The organism is Novosphingobium sp. (assembly GCF_027486195.1).
Lineage (GTDB): Bacteria > Pseudomonadota > Alphaproteobacteria > Sphingomonadales > Sphingomonadaceae > Novosphingobium.
The window spans coordinates 126,557-151,583 of sequence record NZ_JAIXPP010000033.1 but is presented as its reverse complement, the minus strand read 5'-3'; the positions used below and the strand labels follow the sequence as shown (position 1 = coordinate 151,583).

The 25,027-nt window shown below is 65.5% G+C and carries 29 protein-coding genes; 18 read left to right on the top strand and 11 right to left on the bottom strand.

Going from position 1 to position 25,027, the window contains the following annotated elements:
* Positions 1–100: 100 nt before the first annotated feature.
* The 10 genes from Q0071_RS07410 to Q0071_RS07365 all read right to left on the bottom strand — a co-directional run bounded on the left by Q0071_RS07410 (position 101) and on the right by Q0071_RS07365 (position 8,067).
* Positions 101–886 carry an SDR family oxidoreductase gene (locus Q0071_RS07410; RefSeq protein WP_298166892.1) on the bottom strand — a complete coding sequence of 262 codons (786 nt, stop codon included), beginning with the start codon at positions 884–886 and terminating at the stop codon, positions 101–103.
* 179 nt (positions 887–1,065) lie between these two features.
* A complete protein-coding gene (locus tag Q0071_RS07405) occupies positions 1,066–1,788 on the bottom strand; it encodes a hypothetical protein (RefSeq protein ID WP_298166890.1) in 723 nt (240 codons plus the stop codon).
* Between the two features lie 99 nt (positions 1,789–1,887).
* On the bottom strand, positions 1,888–2,619 hold the full coding sequence (locus Q0071_RS07400; RefSeq protein ID WP_298166888.1) for a sigma-70 family RNA polymerase sigma factor: 732 nt from the start codon (positions 2,617–2,619) through the stop codon (positions 1,888–1,890).
* The gene (locus Q0071_RS07395; RefSeq protein ID WP_298166886.1) at positions 2,616–4,712 is read right to left on the bottom strand and encodes a flagellar biosynthesis protein FlhA; all 2,097 of its coding nucleotides are present in this window, start codon (positions 4,710–4,712) and stop codon (positions 2,616–2,618) included. The genes Q0071_RS07400 and Q0071_RS07395 overlap by 4 nt, the downstream gene beginning before the upstream one ends.
* A gap of 6 nt (positions 4,713–4,718) precedes the next feature.
* Complete coding sequence (locus tag Q0071_RS07390) at positions 4,719–5,519, bottom strand: lytic transglycosylase domain-containing protein (RefSeq protein ID WP_298166851.1); 801 nt, start codon at positions 5,517–5,519, stop codon at positions 4,719–4,721.
* 65 nt (positions 5,520–5,584) lie between these two features.
* Complete coding sequence (locus tag Q0071_RS07385) at positions 5,585–5,881, bottom strand: flagellar protein FlgN (protein ID WP_298166936.1); 297 nt, start codon at positions 5,879–5,881, stop codon at positions 5,585–5,587.
* A 65-nt stretch (positions 5,882–5,946) separates the two neighbouring features.
* Positions 5,947–6,267: a flagellar biosynthesis anti-sigma factor FlgM gene (flgM, locus tag Q0071_RS07380; protein ID WP_298166849.1), complete on the bottom strand. Its 321-nt coding sequence runs from the start codon at positions 6,265–6,267 to the stop codon at positions 5,947–5,949.
* A gap of 117 nt (positions 6,268–6,384) precedes the next feature.
* On the bottom strand, positions 6,385–6,855 hold the full coding sequence (locus Q0071_RS07375; RefSeq protein ID WP_298166847.1) for a flagella basal body P-ring formation protein FlgA: 471 nt from the start codon (positions 6,853–6,855) through the stop codon (positions 6,385–6,387).
* A 94-nt stretch (positions 6,856–6,949) separates the two neighbouring features.
* Positions 6,950–7,393 (bottom strand): hypothetical protein, encoded by a 444-nt coding sequence (locus Q0071_RS07370; protein WP_298166845.1) that lies wholly within the window; start codon positions 7,391–7,393, stop codon positions 6,950–6,952.
* On the bottom strand, positions 7,390–8,067 hold the full coding sequence (locus Q0071_RS07365) for a MotA/TolQ/ExbB proton channel family protein (RefSeq protein WP_298166843.1): 678 nt from the start codon (positions 8,065–8,067) through the stop codon (positions 7,390–7,392). Before Q0071_RS07365 ends, Q0071_RS07370 begins: the two co-directional genes overlap by 4 nt.
* Before the next feature lie 200 nt (positions 8,068–8,267).
* Between Q0071_RS07365 and flgB the strand changes: the two genes are divergently transcribed.
* From flgB to alr, 16 genes are all read left to right on the top strand, one after another.
* Positions 8,268–8,615 carry a flagellar basal body rod protein FlgB gene (gene flgB / locus Q0071_RS07360; RefSeq protein ID WP_298166841.1) on the top strand — a complete coding sequence of 116 codons (348 nt, stop codon included), beginning with the start codon at positions 8,268–8,270 and terminating at the stop codon, positions 8,613–8,615.
* Entirely contained in the window at positions 8,612–9,031 is a 420-nt protein-coding gene (gene flgC, locus Q0071_RS07355; RefSeq protein ID WP_298166839.1) for a flagellar basal body rod protein FlgC, read from the top strand. The genes flgB and flgC overlap by 4 nt, the downstream gene beginning before the upstream one ends.
* A complete protein-coding gene (locus tag Q0071_RS07350) occupies positions 9,031–9,312 on the top strand; it encodes a flagellar hook capping FlgD N-terminal domain-containing protein (protein ID WP_298166837.1) in 282 nt (93 codons plus the stop codon). The genes flgC and Q0071_RS07350 overlap by 1 nt, the downstream gene beginning before the upstream one ends.
* A 26-nt stretch (positions 9,313–9,338) precedes the next feature.
* Positions 9,339–10,151 (top strand): flagellar hook-basal body complex protein, encoded by an 813-nt coding sequence (locus Q0071_RS07345; protein WP_298166835.1) that lies wholly within the window; start codon positions 9,339–9,341, stop codon positions 10,149–10,151.
* A 12-nt stretch (positions 10,152–10,163) separates the two neighbouring features.
* Positions 10,164–10,904, top strand: a complete 741-nt coding sequence (flgF, locus tag Q0071_RS07340) for a flagellar basal body rod protein FlgF (protein ID WP_298166833.1) — start codon at positions 10,164–10,166, stop codon at positions 10,902–10,904.
* A gap of 30 nt (positions 10,905–10,934) precedes the next feature.
* Entirely contained in the window at positions 10,935–11,723 is a 789-nt protein-coding gene (flgG, locus tag Q0071_RS07335) for a flagellar basal-body rod protein FlgG (RefSeq protein WP_298166831.1), read from the top strand.
* Positions 11,724–11,737: 14 nt separating this feature from the next.
* On the top strand, positions 11,738–12,475 hold the full coding sequence (locus Q0071_RS07330) for a flagellar basal body L-ring protein FlgH (RefSeq protein ID WP_298166828.1): 738 nt from the start codon (positions 11,738–11,740) through the stop codon (positions 12,473–12,475).
* Between the two features lie 2 nt (positions 12,476–12,477).
* Positions 12,478–13,587 carry a flagellar basal body P-ring protein FlgI gene (locus tag Q0071_RS07325; protein WP_298166826.1) on the top strand — a complete coding sequence of 370 codons (1,110 nt, stop codon included), beginning with the start codon at positions 12,478–12,480 and terminating at the stop codon, positions 13,585–13,587.
* Positions 13,584–13,895, top strand: a complete 312-nt coding sequence (locus Q0071_RS07320; protein ID WP_298166824.1) for a rod-binding protein — start codon at positions 13,584–13,586, stop codon at positions 13,893–13,895. Before Q0071_RS07325 ends, Q0071_RS07320 begins: the two co-directional genes overlap by 4 nt.
* A 5-nt stretch (positions 13,896–13,900) precedes the next feature.
* Entirely contained in the window at positions 13,901–15,241 is a 1,341-nt protein-coding gene (gene flgK / locus Q0071_RS07315; RefSeq protein ID WP_298166822.1) for a flagellar hook-associated protein FlgK, read from the top strand.
* Between the two features lie 7 nt (positions 15,242–15,248).
* Positions 15,249–16,175 (top strand): flagellar biosynthesis protein FlgL, encoded by a 927-nt coding sequence (locus Q0071_RS07310; protein WP_298166820.1) that lies wholly within the window; start codon positions 15,249–15,251, stop codon positions 16,173–16,175.
* A 21-nt stretch (positions 16,176–16,196) separates the two neighbouring features.
* Positions 16,197–17,060 (top strand): flagellar motor stator protein MotA, encoded by an 864-nt coding sequence (motA, locus tag Q0071_RS07305; RefSeq protein ID WP_298166818.1) that lies wholly within the window; start codon positions 16,197–16,199, stop codon positions 17,058–17,060.
* 3 nt (positions 17,061–17,063) lie between these two features.
* Positions 17,064–17,903, top strand: a complete 840-nt coding sequence (locus Q0071_RS07300) for a flagellar motor protein MotB (RefSeq protein WP_298166816.1) — start codon at positions 17,064–17,066, stop codon at positions 17,901–17,903.
* A gap of 221 nt (positions 17,904–18,124) precedes the next feature.
* A complete protein-coding gene (locus Q0071_RS07295; RefSeq protein WP_298166814.1) occupies positions 18,125–19,243 on the top strand; it encodes a type I restriction enzyme HsdR N-terminal domain-containing protein in 1,119 nt (372 codons plus the stop codon).
* Positions 19,244–19,370: 127 nt separating this feature from the next.
* The gene (locus tag Q0071_RS07290) at positions 19,371–20,891 is read left to right on the top strand and encodes an amidohydrolase family protein (RefSeq protein WP_298166812.1); all 1,521 of its coding nucleotides are present in this window, start codon (positions 19,371–19,373) and stop codon (positions 20,889–20,891) included.
* Positions 20,891–22,162, top strand: a complete 1,272-nt coding sequence (alr, locus tag Q0071_RS07285) for an alanine racemase (RefSeq protein WP_298166810.1) — start codon at positions 20,891–20,893, stop codon at positions 22,160–22,162. Before Q0071_RS07290 ends, alr begins: the two co-directional genes overlap by 1 nt.
* An 85-nt stretch (positions 22,163–22,247) precedes the next feature.
* On the opposite strand, the gene Q0071_RS07280 is transcribed toward alr, so the two are convergent.
* Positions 22,248–23,129 carry a flagellin gene (locus Q0071_RS07280; protein ID WP_298166808.1) on the bottom strand — a complete coding sequence of 294 codons (882 nt, stop codon included), beginning with the start codon at positions 23,127–23,129 and terminating at the stop codon, positions 22,248–22,250.
* 244 nt (positions 23,130–23,373) lie between these two features.
* On the opposite strand from Q0071_RS07280, the gene Q0071_RS07275 reads away from it, so the two are divergent.
* Both Q0071_RS07275 and fliE read left to right on the top strand, forming a co-directional pair.
* Entirely contained in the window at positions 23,374–24,663 is a 1,290-nt protein-coding gene (locus Q0071_RS07275; RefSeq protein WP_298166806.1) for a sigma 54-interacting transcriptional regulator, read from the top strand.
* Entirely contained in the window at positions 24,660–25,025 is a 366-nt protein-coding gene (fliE, locus tag Q0071_RS07270) for a flagellar hook-basal body complex protein FliE (protein ID WP_298166804.1), read from the top strand. Before Q0071_RS07275 ends, fliE begins: the two co-directional genes overlap by 4 nt.
* The last annotated feature ends 2 nt before the right edge of the window (positions 25,026–25,027 follow it).

The window sequence follows — 25,027 nt, the reverse complement described above, 5'->3', positions numbered from 1 at the left end:
ACACGGGGTTAGGCTTTTCTCCCAGCGAGACGCCGCAAAAAGAAGCCAAGGCCCGTGTCAAGCACGGGCCGACGAGGTGAGTGAACGGGAAGTCAGCGCATCAGCGCGGCGCCATCCTGATCCCGCCATCCAGCCGGATCGCCTGCGCGTTGAAGTAGGAATTGCGCACCAGCTCCATCGCCAGGCTGGCAAACTCTTCCGGCAGACCCAAACGCTTGGGGAACGGCACCGAGGCATTGAGGCCCGCACGCACCTTCTCCGGCACGCGGCCCAGCAGCGGCGTATCGAAGATGCCCGGCAGGATCGCGTTGACGCGGATGCCAAGGTCCATCAGATCGCGCGCCATCGGCAGCACGAGGCCGACCACGCCCGCCTTCAGCGAACCATAAGCCACCTGCCCGATCTGCGCATCCTGCGCCGCGACCGAACCCGTCAGGATGATCGTGCCGCGCTCGCCGTCCCCTTCGAGCGGCTCGGCATGGGCCATGCCCAGCGCCGAAAGGCTCGCCACGCGGTAGCTCGCGATCAGCACGCCGTTCGCGGCAAAGGCATAGTCCTCGGTCGAAAGCCGAGTGAACTCGCCGGTTTCCTTGTTGCGGCCCACGGTCTTGCCCTTGCGGTGCACCACTGCGCAGTGGACGGTGATCCGCTCCTGCCCATGCGCCCCGCGCGCCTTGGCAAAGCCTTCGACCACCGATTCCTCGCTGGTGATATCGACATGGCAAAACAGCCCGCCAATCGCTTTGGCGACTTCCTCGCCCGCCTCAGCGTTCACATCGAAAATGGCAACCTTCGCGCCCGCCGCCGCCAGCGCGATGGCGGTCGCCCGCCCCAGACCCGAAGCCGCGCCGGTCACGACGGCAGCCATACCCTGTTCGATCTTCATGGCATCTCTCCTTTAACCGCGCGATTAAGCCGGAGGAGGGATGGGTGCAAGTGCCACAAATGCTAAAGGCCCTTTCCCATTCAGGGGAGAGGGGAATGGCGCTGCGCATGAAACACTCAAACCCGGCGAGGCTGCGTGCGTGCCGTTCCGAGGCTAATGCCACCACAGACGCCTCGACCTTAATTGGTGTTGGGGCGAAGCCTCATCGAAGCAAGTTGCTCATCAGACGGAAATTTCATATCTGCGAATTTTTCCACTTTGAAGTATTTCGCAGTTAGGGGACCAAATCTCTCAGAAACAGAACGAGCTAACCTCACATCTTCCTCTAAACCAACGGCAAGTCCCATAACCACATTATTCATAGGAATAGTGTAGGGTTTGTAGGCATTCAACTCCTCTTGCGTGAGTTTCACACCGCCAATTTGGCCCTCAAAGTCTTGCGGTTTGGGCCCTATTGAGCGAAACTCGTTCCGCATAGCGCAGTACTCTTTGAACGCAGATAAAGATGACGAATGCCGAAGAGTCAACAACATCATATCCTGCATAAAATCGTACTCGCTCATTGCCGCGAAGACAGCCATCTCCTCGGCTGTAAACCGAATATCTCCTTCGCCGTCGGCATGACCAATCATTGGTATCAAAACCTGCCACGGCTCCATTTTGGCATGGGCTGGTTCGTCGCGAAGAGATAAACACGATTTGACATGATTGCTTAAGCTGATCGTGCTGTTTGTGATATGGAGGAGCTTTACAACAACTGAGAATGCAAGAGCCCGTTGTTGTTGATTGCGTTGCTCGCGGTCGCGCCGGAGAGTTTCATTCGACTGACGCTTTGCTAACGCCCAAGCTGGGATGCCGCCAGCGAGCGCACCTATCACACCGCCAACAACTGCGGAAATCATGTCCGGCGACTCGATTAGCTGTTGGCAAACTTGAGCGATTGGCATGTTGGGCAATGTATCCCACCAGCACTTGCATGAGAAGGCGGCAGCTACGTTCGGCTAAAGCACATCAAACTCATCCCCCAGCGCCGCCCGCAGCTTGTCCAGCGCCTGTGCCTTCAACTGGTGCACGCGCGGCACGCTGACCGAGAGCACCTCGGCGATTTCCGCCAGGTTCAGTTCCTCCACGAAATAGAGCTGGATCACCCGCTGCAGCCGCTCCGGAAGTCCTGAAATCGCCGCGACAACCGAAGCGCGCGATTGCTCGTCCGCAATGATCTCGAAGCTGTCCGGCCGGTCGTCGGCGAAGGCCATGTCGCTGTCCGAATAGGTATCGTCGATGGGCTCGAAGCGCATCGGCTCGCTTGCGGCGCGCAGTTCGCCGAGCGCGGCGGTGGTCATGCCCATCGCCTCGGCCAGTTCCTCCTCGCTCGGCGGGCGGCCCAGCGTGGTGGTAAGGGCCTGCGCGGAGCCTGCCAGCAGGCGCCGCCGGTCGCTGGCGCTGCGCGACAAGGGCGTGGAGCGGCGCACCAGATCGACCATCGCGCCGCGCACGCGCAGCTTGGCATAGGCGGCAAAGCCGTCCTCGGTCGGCCCGTTGTGCTTCTGCGCGCATTCGGTCAGCGCGACGAGCCCGGCCTGCACGAGGTCTTCGACTTCGATTCCCGCCCGGCCCGAGCCATGGACGTGCCAGGCAAGGCGCCGCACCATCGGCAGGAAGCGGCGGATGCGGTCCGCCGTCCCGCCCTGATAGGCGCGCGCGGCGGCAAAGCTGCGGTGGTCATGGTTCATGCGGCAAGGTCCTGTGGAGGCATTGCGGATGGATCGGGCTCAGCACCGCCGACCACTTCGATCACTTCGATCGGCTGGCTGGGCGGCAGTTCGGAAATCGAAAGCACCGCGCATTGCGGCGCGCGGGCGCGCAGCAGCGCGGCAAGGGCGCGGCGCGCACGGGGCTGGACAATGAGCGCGACGGGCGGCGCGGCAGGTCCCCGCTCGGCAATGATCGCGGCAATGCGTTCACCGATGGAGCGCGCCAGATCGGGCTCGATCACCGGCTGGCCCGTCACGGGATCGTGCATCCCGCCGACGATCATCTGCTCCAGCGCGCCATCGAGCGTCAGCACCGCCAGCCGTTCGCCCGGCCCGCAAATGCGCGCCACCAACAGCCCGCCCAGATCGGCCCGGACAAGGTCCACCAGCCGCTCGTGATCGGTCGTCTGCAGCACCGCTTCGGCCAGCGCGGAAAGGATCGGCAGCGGATGCGCGATGCTCACCCCGTCTTCCAGCAGCGCATGCAGCAGCCGCGTCATCGCGCCGAGCGAGATCGGCGCGGGATGCACCGTCTCCACCAGCCCCGGCGAACGCTCGCGCACACCTTCGAGGATCGCGCGCACTTCATCCGGCCCGAGCAGCGCCTGCGGGCGTTCGCCCAAAAGCTGGTTGAGATGCGTGGCGACAACCGTGGAGGCATCCACCGTGAGGAACCCCTCGGCAATCGCATGGTCGCGCTGGCTGGGCTCGATCCACAGCGCGGGGCAGCCGAAGCTGGGATCAGTGGTCGGCTCGCCGCGCAAGTTGTGATCGGGATTGGCCTCGCCCGCGTCGATGGCGAGGACTTTCTCGGCCTTGATGCTCGCGCCGCCCAGCGCCACGCCGCCCAGCACGATGCGATAAGCATCGGGCATCAGATCGAGGCTGTCGCGCACGCGGAATTGCGGCACCACGAAGCCGAAGCTCTGCGAGAGCTGCTTGCGGACGCCCGTAATGCGCGCGACGAGCGGCGCCCCGCGCTTCTCGTCGACCAGATGGACAAGGCCGTAGCCCAGCTCGATCGTCACCAGCGTGTGGTCGGAAACCTCCTCCAGAGTGATTCTTGCCGGGTCCACCTGCTCCACCACTACCGGCGGCGGCACGGCGAGACGCGCCTCGCGCTTCTTCAGGCTCCACCAGATATGTCCGGCCATCCCGGCGGCGGGCAGGAACACCATCTGCGGCATCGCCGGGATCATCCCGATGGCGCCCATGATCACCGCAACCGGCAGCCAGGTGCTTGGGCTGGCAAACTGGCCGCCGATCTGGCCCGCCAGGTCGCGCGTGTCCGAAACGCGGGTCACGATCACGGCGGCGGCGATGGAGAGCAGCAGCGAGGGCACTTGCGCCACCAGCGCATCGCCCACCGCCAGCGTGATATAGCGCTGCGCCGATTCCTGCGCGGTCAGCCCGTGGCTGAGCATCCCGAGACAGAACCCGGCGATGATATTGACGCCCAGGATCAGCAGCGCGGCGACGGCATCGCCTTTCACGAACTTGCTGGCACCATCCATCGAGCCATAGAAATCGGCCTCGGTCGCCACTTCCCGCCGCCGCGCCTTGGCTTCGTCCGCCGTGAGCAGACCCGCCGCGAGGTCCGCGTCGATGGCCATCTGCTTGCCGGGCAGGGCATCGAGGGTGAAGCGCGCGGACACTTCCGAAACGCGGCCAGCGCCTTTGGTGACGACCATCAGGTTGATGATCATCAGGATCATGAACACGAACAGGCCGACCGCGAAATTGCCGCCGATGAGGAATTCGCCGAAGCTCTCGATCACATGGCCTGCCGCCGCGCCGCCCTCGTGGCCCTTGACCAGCACGATGCGCGTGGAGGCGACATTGAGTGCAAGGCGCAGCAGCGTGGCGAACAGCAGCACCGATGGGAACGAGGAGAAGTCGAGCGGCTTCAGCGCATTCATCGCCGCCATCAGGATCGCGACCGAAAGCGCGAAATTGAGCACGAAGAACCCGTCGAGCAGGAACGAGGGGATCGGCATGATCATCAGCGCGATCAGGATCAGGATGCCGCCGGGAAGCGCCAGCGCGCCGGGCTGGCCGAAGCGTTTCAGCATGGCCGGTCAGATCCCCAGGCTGCGCAGCTGGCCATAGGCCGCGCGCACATGCGCGGGAGCCGCGCCCGGCTGCGCAAGCGCGAAAGCCTCGCGCAAGGTATCGGCCATCGAGCGCGTTTGCGGGCCATTTGCCGCATCGAACGCCTGCTGGATCGGCCCGCCGCGCGGTGCTTCGGATGCGGCGGCATAGGCAGGCAGCGGGCCGTCCGGCGCGTTCATCGCAGCTGTCATCCGCCCGCGCAGCAGGTCCATCACCTCACCCACCGAACGCGCGCCGCCGGGCCCGAAGAAGATGCCCCGGTTGGCCGCCGCCGCCTTGGGCAGCAGCGCTGCCGCGCTTTGCGCCGGGTTGCTCTCCAGTGCGCCGAGGAACCGCCCGGCTCCTTCCGCGCCGAGAAAGTGCGCCAGATAGAGCTCGCTCGCATCGGGATCGCGGCCAAGCAGGCCGGAAAGGAAATCGCGGTTGTCATTGGCAAGCTGCCCCGCCATCAGCGCGGAAAGTTCTGGGTCGGAGCGCAGCGCAAGGAGCTGCGCGCGCGAAGACGCAGCCCCCGTGCCGGAAATGCCAAGCTCCGCACCATGCTTGTCGAGCATCGAAAGCCAGGTCTGCCCGGTGAACTGATAGAGCCCCGCCGCGCTCGATGTCGCGGCGCGCGCCTGCGGATCGAGCCCGGATTCGAGCCGAGCCTGCGCCATGAGATAGGAGAAGTCGGTGCCGGTCGCCGCCGCCGCACGCGCAATCGCGCCCCTCACATCGGGCGCGGGACGCGGCACTGGCGTTGTGGCAATCGTCGAAGGCTCGCTCACTTGGGTCCCTTTCCGCACTGCCGTCACACGGCAGCCGGAAGGTCTTCAGCAAGCTGCGTGCCAAATCAGCGCGCGCGGATGATCCGGGCATGGGGCGCCTGCGCACGGTAGAGCGCCGGCTGGCCCGTCAGCGCATCGAGACGCGCCGAAACGTTGGCTGCAATCAGGTTGCGCACGCGGCGATTGGCCTCGTTCACGCGGCGCGCAGCTTCCAGCAGGCCCCGGCATTCCTCGTCGATCGCCTCGGGCGCGGTCGTGTCGAGGCGTCCGCACAGGGCGTTCTTGTCCACCGCGCAGCCCATGATCGCGTCGACGTCGAGCCCGGCAAGCGCCTGCCGCTCGTCTTCCAGAACGGCCAGCATCTGCCGCAAGGTATCGCGCAGATCGATCGGACGACGGATCGGCTGCACCGTATCGACAACTGCACTCACTTGGGGCTCCTCAGCAGCATCCCGGCCGCGATCATCGCATCGGCGATCTTGGTCGGGAGCACGGGGTATGTACCGGTCTCGATGGCATGGCGGATCGTCGAGACCCGCTCCCGGTCGACCGGGGCAGCGCCCGCCTTCACCGCATCGCTGGTTTCCACCTGCGGCGCAGCTGCGGCGGCAGCCGGTGCCGGTGCCCTGGGGGTTTCAGCCGTGGCTTCGGTCTGGACGGGCTTGGTGGCCTGCCCAACAGTATTGACCTGCCCTGCAACTGGCACCGCGCTGACCGGGCGCGCTGCACCGATTTCAAAGGATGACATGGTCCGCTCCTCGCGTTTCCTGCAAACCAGAACGGCCGTTGCAGGGAAAGTTTAAGCGGGGGCGGAAAAATTTTGCAGGATGCGGCAGCAAGCGGCAGCGCTCAGCCGCCTCGGCCCTCAATCCACCGGAAGTTCGACCAGCCCGGGCCGCACCACCCGGGCGCGCAGCGGATCGGCCTTGGCCGCCGTGCGCACGCGGATCCACGCGCCCACCGCACCGGCTTCGAGCGCTTCGCCCGGCTGCGAGACGGTGAAGCCATCGCCTGCCACGCTTACCGTCACCCCCTCGCCGCGCATCACGGCCATGGCTGCGGGCGCCGCCGTCGGCACCGCCCGCGCCGCGCTCACCGGCACGAAGACGCGCCAGCCGCCTGCGTCGGGGCAACGCACCAGCACGCTCGTCTCCGCCGAGCCATACCAGGACAGCGCCAGCGGAGCGCTGCACGCCGCCAGCCGCAGCCGCCGGTCCACCGGCTGCGCCGCGCCGCCCGGCACGCCGATCTGCTGCCCGGTAAAGGCCGCAACCGCCATGTCGATCGCAGCAAGGTCGGTGAGCGGTGCCGCGAGCGCCGGAAGCGGGGCCAGCATCAATGCGGCAAGGAGAGCAGGTCGAAGAGCGGCCATCGCAGAGGGCTTTCGCAAGAGGGAGCAAGGCCCCCATCGCTGCAATCATCATGCCACCTCACTCCGCATCATAGGCCAGCACGACGCTTGCGCCGTCCTCGCCGCCCGGTTCGATCACGATCCGTGCCCCCGCGCCGCGCACACCCGCCTTGGCCATCAGCGCCTCAGCGCGCGCCAGCGCTGCCCGCTCGTGACCCGGCACATGGCGCACGAGGATCGAAACCCTCAGCCGCGGGTCGCGCGCCTGCTGCGCCAGCCATTCGGCGAGGCCGGGCGATCCCGGCCCATCGCGCCACACACCGACCGGCTCACCGCGCGCCGACGGCGCAGGCGGGCGCGACTGGGGCACCGGCTTCGGACCGTTCGGCAGCAGCGGCCCATCGGGCGCATTGGCCAGCGCGGCCGCCGTCATCATGAACAAGATCAGCGCCAGATCGGCGAGGATCGTCTGCCACGGCATCGCAATTGGCGCGCCATAAAGCCCGTGCGGTGGTGCAGTCATGGCACCTCGCGCAAGTAGGCGCGCCTTGCCGCGCCGCCACCCGCCTGCACCGGCGGACAAGCCGGGGCGAACTTCGCGATCAGCCAGTCGGCGATCTCGCGCCGCGCCGCTTCCTCCGCTTCCACCCGACGCTCCACCGCGCGCGAGAGCGGCGCGAGCACCAGATTGCCGAGCAAGAGGCCATAAAGCGTGGTGAGCACCGCCATCGAGATCGCGCCCATGAAGGCCCCGCGCGCGAGGCCCTCGGCCGGCAGCTGGCTGAGCGAAACGAGCGTTCCGGCGAGGCCGAACACCGGGGACAGCTCCGCCCCCAGTGCCAGCGTGCGCACGGCGCGCAGCGCGCATGCCACGCGGGTTTCGCGCGCGGCATCATCGCTGCTCACGAAGGCGGCAAGGCTGCGGGTCTGGATGAGCGCGGCCAGCGCCGCATCGATCGCGCCATCGCCGCTTGGCCTCAGGCTTGTCCGCAGCAAGCCCTCGCGCTCGGCTTGCGCGACCATCGGCGCGAGCGCGCCGCGCACCAGATCGCCGCGAAAGCGTGGTCGCTGCAGCGCGCCCAGCGCCGCCACCGCGGCCTGGCAATCTGCCACGCCGCTGCGCAGGGCGGTCGCCCCCAGCGTTCCGCCGATGACAATGCCCGCCGCCACGGGGTCGAGCATATGCGCCAAGTCCATCGCTGCCTGCCTCGCTCCTTCGTCATCCCAGAACGGCAGCCCGCGTCCGGACTTCAGAGCAATAGGAAGCATTTTGCCGCCACCCGGCAAGCGCTTGCCGATGGGGCATCGGCTGCCCCCGCCAACCGGCAGGATTTGCGCGGTTGGCACGCCCCTTGCTGATCCCATGGCAGGAAAAACCGTCTTCTAGGCCACAGACCATGAGCGACACTCTCTTCGGCATCCACGGCGCGGCGCTGACCTTGCGTTCGCAGCGCATGGGGCTCCTCGCCTCCAACCTCGCGAACGCGGGCACCCCCGGCTACAAGGCCAAGGACATCGATTTCACCGCCGCGCTGAAGGCGCGCACCGGCGGCGCGAGCGAGGCGCAGGCCCTGTCCGCCGCGACGCGCTACCGCATGCCGGTCATGCCCAGCCTCGATGGCAACACGGTCGAGATGGCCACCGAGCAGACCGCCTTTGCCGAAAACGCGGTGGGCTACTCCGCCACGCTCTCGTTCATCCGCGGCCGGGTCGAAACGCTGACCCGCGCGATCAAGGGCGAATGACGATGGCAGGAAGCGGTCAGCCCCTCTCGCTGTTCGACGTCACCGCCCGCGCCATGTCGGCGCAGCTCGTGCGGATGAACGCCTCGGCCTCCAACCTTGCCAATGCCGGCAATGTCGCCGCCAGCCAGGACGCGGCCTATCGGCCCTTGCGTCCGGTGTTCGCGGAGGAACTCGACCGCTCGAGCGGCCTCGCCACCGTGCGCGTTGCGGGCGTCTACCGCAGCGATGCCGCCCCGGTGCGCATGCACGATCCCGATCACCCGCTCGCTGATGCCAACGGCGATGTCTGGGAAGCCCCGGTCGATGAGAACGCCGAGCTGGTCGAGATGATGGAAAGTGCCCGCCAGTACCAGAACGTGGTCGAGGCCATGCAGACCGCCAAGCAGCTGATGCTCGAAACGATGAGGATGAAGTGATGACAGCCGTGAACCCCTACGCCGCCGCAAGTGCGACCACCTCCGCCGCCAAAGCCACCACGACCACTGCCAAGAACTCGTGGGGCTCATTGGGCGCCAACGATTTCATCAAGCTGCTCACCGCGCAGCTGCAGAACCAGGACCCGACCGCGCCGGTCGACAACAGCCAGATGATCGCCCAGCTAGCCCAGTTCTCCAGCCTTTCGGCGGCGAACAGCACCAGCGACACGCTGAAATCGATCGAAGGCAAACTCGACAAGCTCAGCGGCCAGAAGCTCTGACCCTGCCAACCGAAAGGACCCTGTAAATGTCGTTCTACACCTCGCTCAACGGCCTCAAGAACGCCCAGACGGATCTCGGCGTGATCAGCAACAACATCGCCAATGCCGAAACCAACGGGTTCAAGAAGAGCAGCGTCGCCTTCTCCGATATCGTCGCGGGCAGCGCCTTCACCAATCCCAAGCTTCTGATCGGCATCGGCGCCACGGTTGAGGCGATCAACCAGAACTTCAAGCAGGGCCCGGTCGAGCAGACCGGCAACGCGCTCGATCTCGTCGTGAGCGGTGACGGCTTCTTCACCACCACCTCGGCGGTCTCGGGCGATACGCTCTACACCCGCAACGGCAGCTTCGAGATCGACGAGAATGGCTATCTCGTGCGCGGCAATAGCAACCGCCTGCAGGCCTTCCCCACCGACGCCGCCGGGGCCGTTACCAGCACCACCCCTGGATCGGTGCAGATTCCGGCCGCCAACACCGCGGGCGCGCAATTTGCGGGCGTCGCTGTCGGCAAGAACGGCGTGATCACGGCCTCTTACGCCGATGGTAGCAACGTTGCAGTCGGCAAGCTCGCGCTTGCCACGTTCCTCGCACCGGGCGGCCTTCGCCAGGAAGGCTCGGCGAGCTGGAGTGCCACCGGCATTTCCGGCACCGCCACCTATGGCGAACCGGATTCGGGCTTCTACGGCGGCATCCTTTCGGGCGCGCTCGAACGCTCGAACGTCGATCTCTCGGAGGAACTGGTCGGCCTGATCACCGCGCAGCGCAATTTCCAGGCCAATGCCAAGGCGATCGATACCGCCACGCAGATCTCGCAGACCATCATCAACCTGCGCACCTGAGGCTGATCTGAAATGGACCGCCTGATCTACACCGCCTACTCCGGCCTCACCGGTTCGATGGTCACGCAAGCGGTGATCGCCAGCAACATGGCCAACGCGCAGACCATCGGCTTTCGCGCCGAGATGCTGAACGCCGATCCGATGACGCTGAAAGGCCCCAGCATCGAAGCGCGCGCGATGACGCGCGGCGAAGTGCGCGGCGCCAGCATGAAGCAGGGCGCGGTGATCGAGACGGGCAATCCGCTCGACGTCGCGCTCACCGGCCCCACCATGCTGGCCGTGCAGGGCGCGGACGGCGAGGAAGCCTATACCCGGCGCGGCGATCTTGCGGTCGATGCCACCGGCGTGCTCACCAATGGCGATGGCCGTCCGGTCGTCGGCGATGCGGGGCCGGTCACCGTGCCGCCCGGCGCGAAGATCACCATCGCCCCCGATGGCCGCGTGCTGGCCGCCTTGCCCGAAGCACCCGACCAGCCGCCGCAGGAAGTCGGCCGCCTCAAGCTCGTCAGCACCGCTGGCTCGCGCATCGAGAAGGGGCTCGATGGCCTCTTCCGTGTGCCCGGTAGCGGCGCGCTTCCGGCGGATGAGGAAGCCCGGCTCCAGACGGGCAGCCTCGAACAATCGAACGTCGAGCCAACCCGCGTGCTCGTTGAAATGGTCGAGGCGCAGCGCCTGTTCGACATGCGCACCAAGCTCATCTCCACCGCGCGCGAGCTCGATGAAGGCGGCGCCGGCCTCATGCGCCTCACCTGATAGCCCCCGCAAAACCAAGGACCTGACCCAATGCCTTCTTCCGCCCTTCACGTCGCCCGCACCGGCCTCGAAGCCCAGGACACGCGGATGCGCGTGATCGCCAACAATCTCGCGAACGTCGGCACCACCGCCTTCAAGCGCGATCGCGCCAACTTCGCGACCATGGCCTATCAGGATGCGCGCACCGCCGGGCAGCAGTCCTCGGGCGAGACCGCCTATGCCACCGGGCTCAATCTCGGCACGGGCGTCGGCATCCAGTCGACCACGCGGATCGCCACGCAGGGCCAGCTGCAAACGACCAACAATGCGCTGGATCTCGCGCTCGATGGCGAAGGCTATTTCCAGGTCACGCTGCCGGGCGGCCAGCTCGCCTATACCCGCGCGGGCAATTTCAGCCGCTCCGCCGAAGGCCAGCTCGTCACCGCGCAAGGCTATGTCGTGCAGCCGCCGGTCACGATCCCCGAAGGCGCCAACTCGATCACCATTGCGCCCGATGGCACTGTCTCGGCCACGTTGCCCGGCGCGGCGGAACCCTCGCAGCTCGGCCAGATCACCATCGCCAGCTTCGCCAATCCGGCGGGCCTTGCGGCGGGCGGCGACAACTTCCTCACCGAAACCGCCGCCAGCGGCGCCGCGCAGATCGGCGTGGCCGGCGAAGTCGGGCGCGGGCGCATCCGGCAGGGCTTTCTCGAAAGCTCGAACGTCAATGTCGTCGAGGAACTGGTCGACATGATCGAGACCCAGCGCGCCTACGAGGTCAATTCCAAGATGATCTCGGCGGTCGACGAAATGCTCAAGAACGCCAACCAGACTCTCTGACGGACAACCTCATCATGATGGACTCTCCCTTCGAAGCTGCCTTCCGCGCGTCTGTCGATGGCAAGCCGCTCGGCCTGCGCCTGCTGGTGTGCCTGCTCGTGCCGCCGGCCGTGGTGATCGCCGCGATCGCGCCGTCCGGCAAGGCGCACGGACGCCCGACGCGCCCGGCCGAAGGCTTCGCCCCTGCGCTGCCCCAGGCGCCCGCACCGCGCCCGGCAGACGGTGCGATCTTCAACGTTTCGACCGGCTATATCGGTCTCGTCGAGGGCCGCCGCGCGCATGCCGTGGGCGATCCGCTGACGATCATCCTCACCGAAAACCTCAATGCGTCGAAGACCGCCGCTTCGAAGACACAGAAGAACGGCGCCTTCAACGTGGTCCCGCCCAGCGCCGGGCCGCTGTCCTTCCTCGATCCCAACGCCCTTAAAGCTTCGGGCGGTTCGTCGTTCAACGGACAGGGGAATGCCACGCAGACGAGCACGCTCGGCGGCGAGGTATCCGTCACCATCGCCGAAGTCCGCCCCAATGGCACGGCGCTCGTTGTAGGGGAAAAGCGCTTGCTGCTGAGCCAGGGCCAGGAATGGGTGCAAGTTTCCGGCATCGTCCGCCTCGGCGATATCGATGCGGAGAACCGCGTGCGCTCCACCCAGGTCGCCGATGCGCGCGTGACCTACACCGGCAACGGCTCGATCGGCCGCGCCAGCCGTGAAGGCTGGCTGTCGAAGTTCTTCAGCGTGATCAACCCGTTCTGATCATGGCGCGCGCCTCGCTCCTTCGCGGCCTCGCAGCCCTCCTCGCGGCAATTGTGCTAGCCCCCGCGCCCGCGCATGCAGACCGCGTGCGCGATCTCGGCGCGTTCCAGGGCGTGCGCACCAACCAGCTCACTGGCTACGGCGTCGTCGTCGGCCTGCCCGGCACGGGTGACGACAACCTCGAATACATCACGCAGGCGATGCGCGGCGTTTCGGGCCGGCTCGGCGTGCAGCTGCCGCAGGGCATCTCCCCCGGCCTCAAGAACGCCGCCGCCGTGATGATCACCGCCGATCTCCCCGCCTTTGCCAAGCCCGGCCAGCGCATCGACGTCACCATCTCGACCATCGGCAAGGCCAAGTCCTTGCGCGGCGGCGCGCTGATCCTCGCCCCGCTCTACGGCGCGGACGGGCAGATCTACGCGATGGCGCAAGGCAACCTTGCCGTGGGCGGCCTCGGCATCACCGGCAAGGACGGCAGCCAGCTCACAGTCAACGTCCCCACCGTGGGCCGCATCGCCGAAGGCGCCAGCGTCGAACGCGCGGTCGCCACCGGCTTCGATAGCGGCGACGTGCTGCGCTGGAATCTGTTCAACGCCGATTTCCTCACCGCCAGCCGCGTGCGCGACGCGGTCAACGCGCGCTTCCCCGGCGCCGCCACGGTGGAGGATGGCATCACCCTCGCCATCCGCCTCCCCGCCGCGACCGACACGCGCGCGACGATGATGGCCTCGATCGAGATGATCGAAGTGCAACCGGCCGAGACTGCCGCCAAGGTCATCGTCAACAGCCGCACCGGCACGGTCGTGATCAATTCAGCCGTCCGCCTTTCCCCCGCCGCGATCAGCCACGGCAAGCTCGTCGTGAAGATCGACGAGAAGCCGCAGGTTTCGCAGCCCGGCCCTCTTAGCCGCGGCCAGACCGTGGTCACCCCAGCAAGCCAGATCAACGTCGAGGAAGGCCAGGCCCATGTCGCGCTGTTCAAGCCCGGCGCCTCGCTCTCCAGCCTTGTCGATGCGCTCAACAAGCTCGGCGTTACCCCGTCCGATCTCGTCGCCATTCTCGAGGCGCTCAAGCAGGCCGGCGCACTGCGCGCCGAGATGGAGGTGATATGAGCCCGCTCAACCCCACATTGGCCGCCACGCCGCAGACCCCCTCAGCCACTGATCGCGCCGCGCTCAAGAAGGCGGCGCAGGGCTTCGAGGCGATCTTCGTGCGCCAGATGCTCGCCGCCGCGCGCTCCACCAGCCTCGCTGGCAAGGACGACCTGTTCGGCGGCCAGGCGCAGCAAACCTTCGCCTCAATGCGCGACGAACGCTTCGCGGACATCGCCGCGCAGACCGGCGCCTTCGGCCTCGCCAAGCAGCTTGAAGCGCAGTTCGCGCGCCTGCTGCCGTCTACGAATCCGGCCGGAAAGGACTAAGCCAGATGGCTTCCGATCTCCTTTCCATCGGCCTCTCCGGCGCCAAGGCTGCACGCACCGCGCTCGATGTCACCGCGCAGAACATCTCGAACGCGGCGACGGAGGGCTATGTCCGCCGCACGATCGGCCTCACTGAAGTCGCCTCCACCGGCTACAACCAGAACGTGCGCGACGTCTCGCTTTCGGGCGTGCGGGTGGAAAAGATCCTGCGCAACGCCGATGCCTTCCGCCAGAGCGAAGTGCGCCGCACCGGATCGGACACCGCGCGCGCCAATGTCGAAGTGAACGGACTCGGCAACATCGAATCCGCGCTCGAACAATCCGGCGTCTACCCCGCGATCACCGGCTTTGATGCCGCGCTGCAGAAGCTGCAGGAAGACCCGGTCGATACTTCGCTCCGCGCCTCGGTGATCGAGGCCGCGCGCACGATGGCTGCCACCTTCCAGATCGCCTCCAAGGAGCTGGACGCAGTCGGCAAGGGCCTCCAGTTCCAGGCCGCAGACGGCGTCACGCAAGTGAACCGCATCGCCGGCGAACTCGCGCGCACCAACTTGCGCCTTGCCCGCGCGGCGGACGCGAGCTCCGACCAGACCGCGCTCCTCGATCAGCGCGACAAGCTCCTCGCCGACCTCAGCCAGTATGGCGACGTGAACACGACCCTCGCGCCGGACGGCAGCGTCACGGTCACGCTCGGCAGCACGGCCACCAATGATCCGCTCGTCAGCGGCGGTGCCACCCGCACCCTTGCCATGACCACGGCTTCGGGCGGTACCGTCGCCTACACGCTCGATGGCGCTGCGCTGACGCTCGCGGGGGGCTCGCTCGCCGGCCAGCAGCTTGCGCTCGGCAAGCTGGCGCAGCTTCACACCGATCTCGATGATCTTGCCGATACCATCGTGACCAAGGTCAATGCTGCGAATGGCGGCGGCACCGATCGCACCGGTGCTGCGGGCGCCGCTCTCCTCACCGGAGGCAGCGCCGCGACCATCGCGCTTGCCACCAGCGATCCCGCAAAGATCGCCACCGCCCCCGCCAGCGCGCCGAAGAACAGCCGCGATGCCAGCAATCTCGATGCGATGCGCACCGCGCTGGCAGCTGCCGATCCGGCGGGCCGGATGGATGCGATCCTCTTCGATATCTCGGCCACCGTCTCCGGCCGCACCGTCACGCGCGATGCGCTCGCCACGATCTCGGACGCAGCCAAGACCGCGCTGTCCGCCCAGACCGGCGTCGATCTCGATGCCGAGGGCGTCAATCTCGTCCGCTACCAGCAGGCGTTTCAGGCCTCGGGCCGGGTCATGCAGGTAGCCGCTTCGATCTTCGATTCGCTGCTCCAGATCCGGTAGGCACTTCATGAGCATCTTCGCCACCAGCACTTCGGCCTTTTATGAACGTTCGACGCAGAACCTTTCGGCGCTGCGCGGACAGGCGGAAGAGCTGCAGAACCAGATCAGCTCGAACAGCAAGATCACCCGCTCGTCCGACGATCCGCTGGCGGCCTCGCAGCTGCGCGCGCTCGCCCGCGCCGAAGCGATCGGCACGATCGATGCCGCCGCCACCAACCGCGCAACGACCGATCTCAATCTTGCCGATACCGCGCTGAACCAGTTCGCAACCTACGTCTCGCGCGCGCAGGAACTGGCCACGCAGGCCGCCTCCACGCTCCTGCCTGCCGCGCAGCGCGCCAGCATCGCCTCGGAACTTGGGCAAATCCACAAGGGCCTCGTCGGCCTCGCCAACTCGCGTGACAGCGCGGGCCGTGCCCTGTTCGGCGGTGACAGCGCGGGCGATGCCTACCAGATCAACGCCTCCACCGGCGCCGCGCAGTATATCGGCAGCGGCAGTGCCGGGCAGCTTTCGCTCGGCGATGGCCAGACCGTCAGCCGCAGCCTCACAGGCCCCGAATTCCTCTCGTTCAAGGACCCGGCAGGCAACCCGACCGACCTCATGACCGTCATCAAGTCGCTGTCCGATGCGCTTGCGGGGGGCGCGGCCAGCACCGCCGCCACTGCGCAGACCGCGCTGGGTTCGCTCGCCAATGGCCTTGATGCCATCACCACCGCGCAGACCGTGGTCGGCTCGCGGCTCAGCTGGATCGACATGTCCACCGAACGCCAGCAGGCGATGAGCGAGGCTCGCGCCTCGCAGCAAGAGGATATCGGCGCGCCCGAACTGGGCTCTGCGCTTGCCCGCCTGCAGCAGCTCTCCACCGTGCTCGAAGCGAGCCAGGCCAGCTTCTCCAAGCTCGCCAATCTCTCGCTGTTCGATTTCCTGCGCTGACCCACCGGGATAAACCTCACCATGTATGCTGCCATCGGTATCGTCATTCTCCTCGTCATGGTGTTCGGGGGCTTCGCCATCACCGGCGGCGCGCTCGGCCCGGTCATGGAGGCCATCCCGCATGAAATGCTGATCATCGGCGGCGCGGCGCTCGGTGCCGTGGTGGCCGGCAATTCGCTCCATGAACTGAAAGCCATCGGCGGCGGGCTCGGCAAAGTGTTCAAGGGACCCAGGCACACCAAGCAGGATCACGTCGATGCCATCGTGCTGTGCACGCGGCTCATGAAGATCCTGCGCAGCGACGGCCCCGTTGCGCTTGAAAGCCATGTCACCGATCCCGCCAACTCGCCGATCTTCGCCGAGTTTCCCAGGATCCTTGCCAACAAGCCGCTCGTCGGCCTGATCTGCGATACGCTCACGCTCATCGTCGTGTCCTCGGGCACGCTCGAGGTCCACGCCGTCGAGGATGTGATGGACCACGCGATGAAGACCCATTTCCACGAAATGAGCGAGCCGCAGCACGCCCTGCAAAACCTGGCGGACGCGCTCCCCGCATTGGGTATCGTCGCGGCGGTGCTCGGCGTGGTGAAAACCATGGGCTCGATCGACAAGCCGCCTTCGGTCCTCGGCGCGATGATCGGCTCGGCGCTGGTCGGCACGTTCATGGGCGTGCTGCTCGCCTATGGCATCGTCGCCCCGCTCGCGGGCCGCCTCAAGCAGGTGCTCGATCAGGATGAGATGATCTTCCAGGCGGTCAAGCAGGTGATCATCGCCAGCTTGCACGGCTGGCCGCAGCCCCTTGTCGTCGAAAGCGCGCGCTCGGGCCTCGGCCATTCGTTCCGCCCCGGCCTTTCCGAACTGCTCGACGCGCTGCGCGGAAGATAGCCCGTGGCACGATCTCCCAAGGGCAAGAACGAGCCGGTTCGCCCGATCATCGTCAAGAAAGTCACCGTCGTCGCGGGCGGCCACCACGGCGGCGCGTGGAAGGTCGCCTATGCGGACTTCGTGACCGCGATGATGGCGTTCTTCCTGCTCATGTGGCTGCTCGGCGCGACGACCGAGAAGCAGCGCAAGGGCATCGCGGATTACTTCACCCCCACGCTGGTGACGATGAAGAAGGGCAGCGCGGGTTCCTATGGCCTGCTCGGTGGTTCCTCGCTCACCGAAGCCGACAGCTACCAGTACCGCGCCGGCCAGACCGGCACCAAGACGCTGACGATCCCGCGCGATGCCACCGGCGGCCCCAAGGATGGCGGCACCAAGGCCAAACGGACCGCCAGCCTTCAGCAGCGGCTCCAGCAGACGCTGGCGGGGAACGCGACCTTGCGCAAGCTCGCCCGGCAGGTCCACGTCTCGCAGACGCCCGAAGGCATCCGCCTCGATCTGATGGACGATGCCAATTTCTCGATGTTCCGCCTCGGCACCACGATCCTCACCCCCGAAGCCGCCGAACTCGTCCGCGCGATCGGCCAGGCGCTTGGCCCCGACGCGGGCGGCCTCACCGTGCGCGGCCACACCGATGCACTGCAATGGCGCCCCGGAGACCCCGCCAACAACTGGTCCCTCAGCGCCGGCCGCGCCGAAGCCACCCGCCTCGCCCTGATGAAAAGCGGCGTCACCGAAGGCCGCTTCCGCCGCATCGAAGGCGTCGCCGATCAGGAGCCGCTGATCGCGGACAACCCCACCGACCCGCGCAACCGGCGGATGAGCATCCTGCTGATGAACTGAGACACCTCCCCGCAACGGGGAGGGGGACCGCTGTGAAGCGGTGGTGGAGGGGTGGGTGTGGCTGCGGAGATAGCAACTTTTAGCAAAATCAATTTGCCTCGTGGAAATCAAAAGCTGTTAGGCGACTAAACATCGAACATTCCACGGTTACATGATGACGTATGTGCGGCAGGCTGTATTGTGCATGATCATGAGATACGCGCATTTGATTGGAGTACGGGATGAACGTCATCGGTAATTCGGTCGCTGTAGAGGCTCCAGACTATAATGAAGCTAGCGTAAGGTTTCACATTATAGATCCAATAGTTCGCTCATTGGGTTATCATAATCAAAATAATACCTACCTTATTCTTGAAGAAAAACTAGCGTATCCCTACATTCATATCGGGCATCGTTCGAAAAAAGATGTGCCAGTTGGCTATCCAGACTATCGCGCCGGCCTGAAAGGCGCTCGTGGTAGTTTCATAATTGAAGCCAAGTCGGGCCGGACTGACATTACAAAACGTGAAATTGAACAAGCCCATTCATACGCCGCCCATGCACAGGTCGGCGCAAACTATTTCGTCATATGCAACGGCCTAGAAATTAGAGTGTACGAAACATTATCAGGTCCTGACGTAGACCCAATAATTTTGGTTCCGATTTCAGAAATAGATGATCGATTCCATGAAATTGAAAACATTCTTTCTCCAATAAACCTAGCCCTTCACTGTAGAGTTGAATACGATAAAAAATTGAAACTATGCGATGGGCTTAAGTCCCATGCAAAAATTCTAACAAGTTCTTATACACTTGAATATTATGACTATAAGATTTCCGTTAATGAAACCGATTTCACGGATCATTTTAGGACGAACCTACCCCAGTTCACCGAAATGGAACAACAAATCGATTTACTCGGCAACGTCCTTGAACTCCGGATCGAAGAAGGGGATGTTGCTCGCGACGAGGACGGCCGCATCTCAGCGTACGCCCGATTTAGAGTTGCAACAATCCCAAATGGGGAAGCAATGCGTCTGATAGGCATTGACGAGATATGGCTAGAAACATCTGACCGTTTTATTTCAAAAAAATCTTATAACCCTACAATTTTCGAATCCTCAACGGGTTTTTTCGTTCCGAACTGCGCTATGATGCCGACCTTATTTGGAGTCAAAGCTACGATTGACAATGATATCGAGGGTAATTTGTTCATTTTGGCGGATATGCATTTCAACGGATTAGAACTTATTGGTCAGTCCAGTTCTTTTTCAGATTTTCATATAGAACTCCCGAACAAAGCAATTTTTTTATTCGAAATGAACATTTCTGGGACTTTCGCGCTGCGACTTGATCTATAGCCCAACCGGATTCACATTTTGCCCTAGCAGGCCTTTCAACGTGGCTATCCTCCCACCCCCAAACCCCTTGCACCCCGGCCCCCACCCCGCCTAGCCTGTATCGGGGCTCAGCAGGGGGAACACGGCAATGCAGACAGGATTTGCGAGGGCAGCCATCGCCGCCCTACTGGCACTGGCATCGCCCGCCGCCGCATCCACGCTCATCACCGGCGCGGCCGTCTATGACGGCACCGGCGCGCCGTCCCGCAAGGTCTCCGTCCGCATCGAGGGCGACCGCATCCTCGCCATCGGCGCGCTGAAGCCGCGCAAGGGCGAGACCGTCATCGCGGCAAAGGGCCTCGCGCTCGCGCCCGGTTTCATCGATGCGCACAGCCATCACGACAGCGGTGACTACAAGGATCGCAGCATGCCCACGCTGCTGGCCCAAGGCGTCACCACCATCGTCGTCGGGCAGGACGGCGGCAGCCACGGCCCCTTTGCCGAACTCGCCGCCAAATACGCCGCCCGCCCTGCCGCAATGAATGTCGCGGCCTATACCGGCCACGGCTGGCTGCGCGATTCTGCCATGGGCGCGGACTACAAGCGCACATCGACCCCCGCCGAACTCGCCAAGATGCAGGCGCTCCTCGCCGCCGATCTCAAGGCGGGCTCGCTCGGCCTCTCCAGCGGGCTTGAATACGATCCCGGCATCTATTCCGATCACGCCGAACTCGTCGATCTCGCCCGCACTGCAGCGGCCGGCGGCGGGCGCTATATCAGTCACATGCGCAGCGAGGACGTCGCCTTCGATGCCGCGCTCGATGAACTGCTCGATATCGGCGAAAAGGCGAAGCTGCCGGTGCAGATCTCGCACCTCAAGCTCGGCATCGCTGACCGCTGGGGGCAGGCGAAAGCGGTGCTGGCCAAGCTCGACGCCGCCCGCGCCCGCGGCATCGATGTGACGGCGGACGTCTACCCCTACGAGTACTGGCATTCGACGCTGACCGTCATGTTCCCCAAGCGCGATTTCACCGATCTCGCCGCTGCCCGCTTCGCGCTCACCCACCTCTCCACGCCGGAAGGCATGCTGCTCGATTACTACGCGGCAGAGCCCGCGTTCGAGGGCCAGACCATCGGCCAGATCGCCGCAGCGCGCAAAGAGGAACCGGCGGTCACCTACCTCTGGCTGATCAACCGCGCGCTCGATTGGGAAAAGGCGCACCCCGATGCGGGCGGCGGGGAATCGGTGATCGGCACCGCCATGGCCCCGGCGGACGTGGCGGCATTCCTCGCGTGGAAGCACAGCGTGGTCTGCTCGGATGGCATGATCGGCTCGCGCCACCCGCGCGGCGCGGGCGCAATGGCCAAGATCCTGCGCCAGTATGTTCGCGAGCAGCATGTCCTGACGCTGCCCGAAGCCATCCACAAGATGACCGGGCAAACCGCCGAGCAATTGGGCATCGCCGGGCGCGGCGTGATCCGGGCTGGCTACAAGGCCGATCTCGTGCTGTTCGATCCCGCCACCATCACCGATCATGCCAAGGTGGGCGATTCCGCCGCGCTCGCCACCGGCGTTTCGCGCGTGATCGTGAACGGCAAGCTTGTCTACGCCGATGGCAAGCCCACCGGCACCTGGCCCGGCCGCTTCCTCAAGCGGGGTCAACCCTGATGCATCGCCGCAATTTCCTCGCCGCTGGAGCCGCCGGCGCCGTGCTTGCCGCCACCCGCGCCGCTGCCGCGCCGATCCTCTCCGCCACGAACTTCGGCCTCACCCTTGCGCAGGCGCAGCGGCGCAATGGGTGGATCGAAGTCGATGCAGCGGCTTTCACGGCCAATATCGCCACCTTGCGCAAGATCGTCGGCCCTTCGCGCATCTGCGCGGTGATGAAGGCGGACGCCTATGGGAATGGCATCGCGCTCCTCATCCCCTCGGTCATCAAGGCCGGGATCACCGATGTCGCGATCACCTCCAACGATGAAGCCCGCGTCGCGCGCCAGCTGGGCTATCGCGGGAGGCTCTACCGCATCCGCCTCGCCGCGCCGGAGGAAATGGAAGATGCCATGGGCACCGGCCTTGTCGAACTGATCGGCAATGCCGAGGCCGCCGCCCGGCTCGAAGCGCTCTGGCGCCAGCGCCGCCCGCGCTTCCCGCTCCCCGTCCACCTCGCGCTCAATGCGGGCGGCATGTCGCGCAACGGGGTCGAGCTTTCCACCGATTACGGCAAGGCCGATGCCCGCGCCATGCTCGCGCTCAAACGCCTGCGCATCGCGGGCGCGATGACGCATTTTCCCAGCGAGGAAGCGGCAGACATCCTTGGCCAACTCGCCCGCTACAAGGAAGACCTCGCGTGGCTGCAAGGCGAAGGCCTGAAGACGGATGGGTTCACGCGCCACACCGCCAATACCTTCGCCACGCTCACCCAGCCCGATACCCGGCTCGACATGGTCCGCGTCGGCGGCGCGCTTTATGGCGATCTCGGCTCGGTCAAGACCAGCGCTTTCGTCCCCGTCTCGACGATCAAGTCGCGCATCGCTGCCGTAAACCATTATCCTGCCGGCCAGACCGTGGCGTACGACCGCACCTTCCGGCTGGAGCGTGAGAGCTGGCTGGCGAACGTGCCCATCGGCTATTCGGACGGCCTTCGCCGCAGCTTCAGCCATTCCAACCGGCCCGAATTCCCGGCGGAAGGCAAGAACCACACCGAAGTCCTCATCCGCGGCCGCCGCGCGCCCGTCGTCGGGCGCGTCACCATGAACACGCTCATGGTCGACGTCACCGAGCACCGCGACGCGCGGCTGGACGATGAAGTCGTCCTCTTTGGCGCGCAAGGCGCAGACCGCATCACCCACGCCGAGTTCGAAGCCAATTCGAGCACCTACATCTCGGAAATGCTCAACGTGCTCGGCGCTGCGCTGCCACGGGTGCTCAAGCCCCGCTGAACACCAAGAACCCGGCGATCCGCGCAGGGATCGCCGGGCAAGGTGCGCACCCGGTGGAGAACGGGCGTGCTGGAAGAGCGCAAGCTTAACGCAGCAACGAGAGCACGTTCTGCTGGCTCTGGTTGGCCTGCGCGATCATCGCGGTCGAAGCCTGGCTCAGGATCTGGGCCTTGGCCATCGCGGTCGTTTCAGCCGAATAGTCGGTGTCCTGAATGCGCGAACGCGCGTCCGACAGGTTGGTGATGTTGTCGTTCAGGTTGTTGACGGCCGATTCCAGGCGGTTCTGGCCGGCACCGAACGTCGCACGGGTCGAGTTGACGTTGGCGAGCGCGGCATCGACGTTGTCGATCGTGGTCGAAGCATTGGTCGCCGACGAAACATCGAGCGCCTGGGTCGTCGAGGCCGAGTCGTAGGCCGTATCCGTGCCGCCAAACAGCTTGGTGCCATCGAATGCCTTCGAAACGATGTCAACGGTGTCGGAGGTATTGGCGCCGGTCTGGATCGAGACCGTCTTGTCGTCTGAACCGTCAGCCGCCGGCGCTGCGCCGACCACCGAGAACACCGCGTTGCCGTTGAACTTGGTGTTGTTGAGCACGTCCGAGATCTGGGCGTTGAGGTTGCCGACTTCCGACTGCATCGCGTCACGGTCGGACTGCTGGTAGGTGCCCGACTTCGACTGCACCGCCAGTTCGCGGACGCGCTGCAGCATGTTGGTCACTTCGTTCAGCGCGCCTTCCGCGGTCTGCGCCATGCTGATGCCGTCGTTGGCGTTGCGCACGCCCTGGCTCATGCCCTTGATCTGCGAGGTCATCGTCGTAGCGATGGCGAGGCCTGCAGCGTCGTCCTTCGCGCCGTTGATGCGCTTGCCGGTCGAAAGGCGCTCCATCGCCTGACCAGCCATCTTCGAGGCGCTGTTCGAGGCGTTCGCCGCCTTGATCGCGCTGATGTTGGTATTGATAACCGCCATGGTCTGTCTCCGTTAAGAGGGGTCGTTCCCCGGTTGACGCCGGTCGGGGATCGACGCGGCAGCCACGGCAAAGACCGGCAAAAGCCTGCCGGGTTTAAGGGGGGCGTCGGCAGCGATCTGCCGGATCCAAGTAGTAGCCCTTAGGGCGTACGCGGAGCTTAAAGTTTCGCAGCGCTTGACGTTTTCGCGCGAAAAACAGCCCATCACGATGGTTAAGACGCCAGCACGAACAGGGTTTGGAAACATGAACATTCAGCAGGCAGCGCGCAGCAATGGAGGAAGCGCCGCCATCACGCCCGCCCCGCACGCAGCCTTGCTTGCACGGGCCCGCTCGGTTCTGGGCAGCTTCACCCCTGCCGGAACCTTCACCTTGCGCGGCGCGGATGAGCCGCCCGCCCCCGGCCTGTTCGATCGCACCGTGCTGCTCTCGCGCGCTGCCGGCAATGCCATCACGCGCGGCCACGGCGGCCGCCACGATCTTGCTTATGCAGACAGCGCCGATCCTGCCGTGCTGGCCGCGCTGATCGCCTGTGCCGCGCCCGCCGGCAGCCCCGTCGCCGCCGATCCCGAAACGCTCTCGGTCCTCGCGCTGGCCGAACGCCTCGCCCAGGCAGAGATCCCGGTGCTCATCAACGGTCCCACCGGCACCGGCAAGGAAGTGCTCAGCCGTTTCATCCACTTGCGCTCGCCGCGCGCCGCCGCACCGTTCATCGCGATCAACTGCGCCGCCATGCCAGAGACGATGCTCGAGGCCATGCTGTTCGGCCACCAGAAGGGCGCGTTCACCGGCGCGAACGCTGCGGCGGAAGGCTTCTTCCGCGCCGCGCATGGCGGCACTCTGCTGCTCGACGAGATCGCGGAAATGCCCCTCGCGCTCCAGGCCAAGCTCTTGCGCGTGCTGCAGGAAGGCGAAGTCGTGCCGCTCGGCGCGACGAAACCGGTCAAGGTGGACGTTCGCGTGATCGCCTGCGCCAACCGCGATCTGCCGAGCGAAGTCGAGGAAGGCCGTTTCCGCGCCGACCTCTACTACCGCCTCAACGTCTTTCCCTTGGAACTCTCCGCCCTGCGCGATCGCCCCGCCGACATCGCCCCGCTCGCGTTTGCGATGGTGTTGCGCCATGTCCCTGCGGGCCGGACAGTTCCGTGGATCGGCGAGGCCGCGCTGGCCATGCTCGAGGCTCACGCCTGGCCCGGCAACGTGCGCGAACTCGAAAACGTCATGCGCCGCGCGCTGCTTCTGGCGGGCGACGCCCCCGAGATCGGCATGCAGCACATCGTCTTCGATCGCCCGGTGCGCGTGGCAAGCGATCCCGTCGCCACCGACCCTGCACCCGGCATGACGACAATTCCGGGCGGCAAGCTCTCCAACATCGTCCAGCTTTCCGAAACCCGCGCCATCCTCGCCGCGCTCGACAGCTGCGGCGGCAGCCGCGTCGCCGCCGCGCGCAAGCTCGGCATTTCGGAACGCACCTTGCGCTACCGCCTCGCCGAATTCCGCGAGAACGGCATCGCCGTGGCCGGTAGCCGGCGATGAGCGGCATCGGGGGCATCAATGGAGCCGGGGGGCTCCAGCAGATCATGGCGCTGCGCCAGCAGATCATCGATCGCTCGCAGCTTCTCCAGCAGGTGCGCACGCCCGCGTCCGGCGCACCTGAGGCCGCGCCCGAAGCTCCTGCAAACGGCTTCACCTCGGCGCTCAAGTCCGCGCTCGATAACGTGAACGCGTCACAGGAAATCGCCTCGAAGCTCAGCGAAGGCTACGACAAGGGCGAGGTGACCGACATCGCCAAGGTCATGCTCGCCCGGCAGGAAGCCGGCGTCGCCTTCGAGGCCACGCTGCAGGTGCGCAACAAGCTGCTCACCGCCTACCAGGACATCATGAGGATGGGGGTCTGATA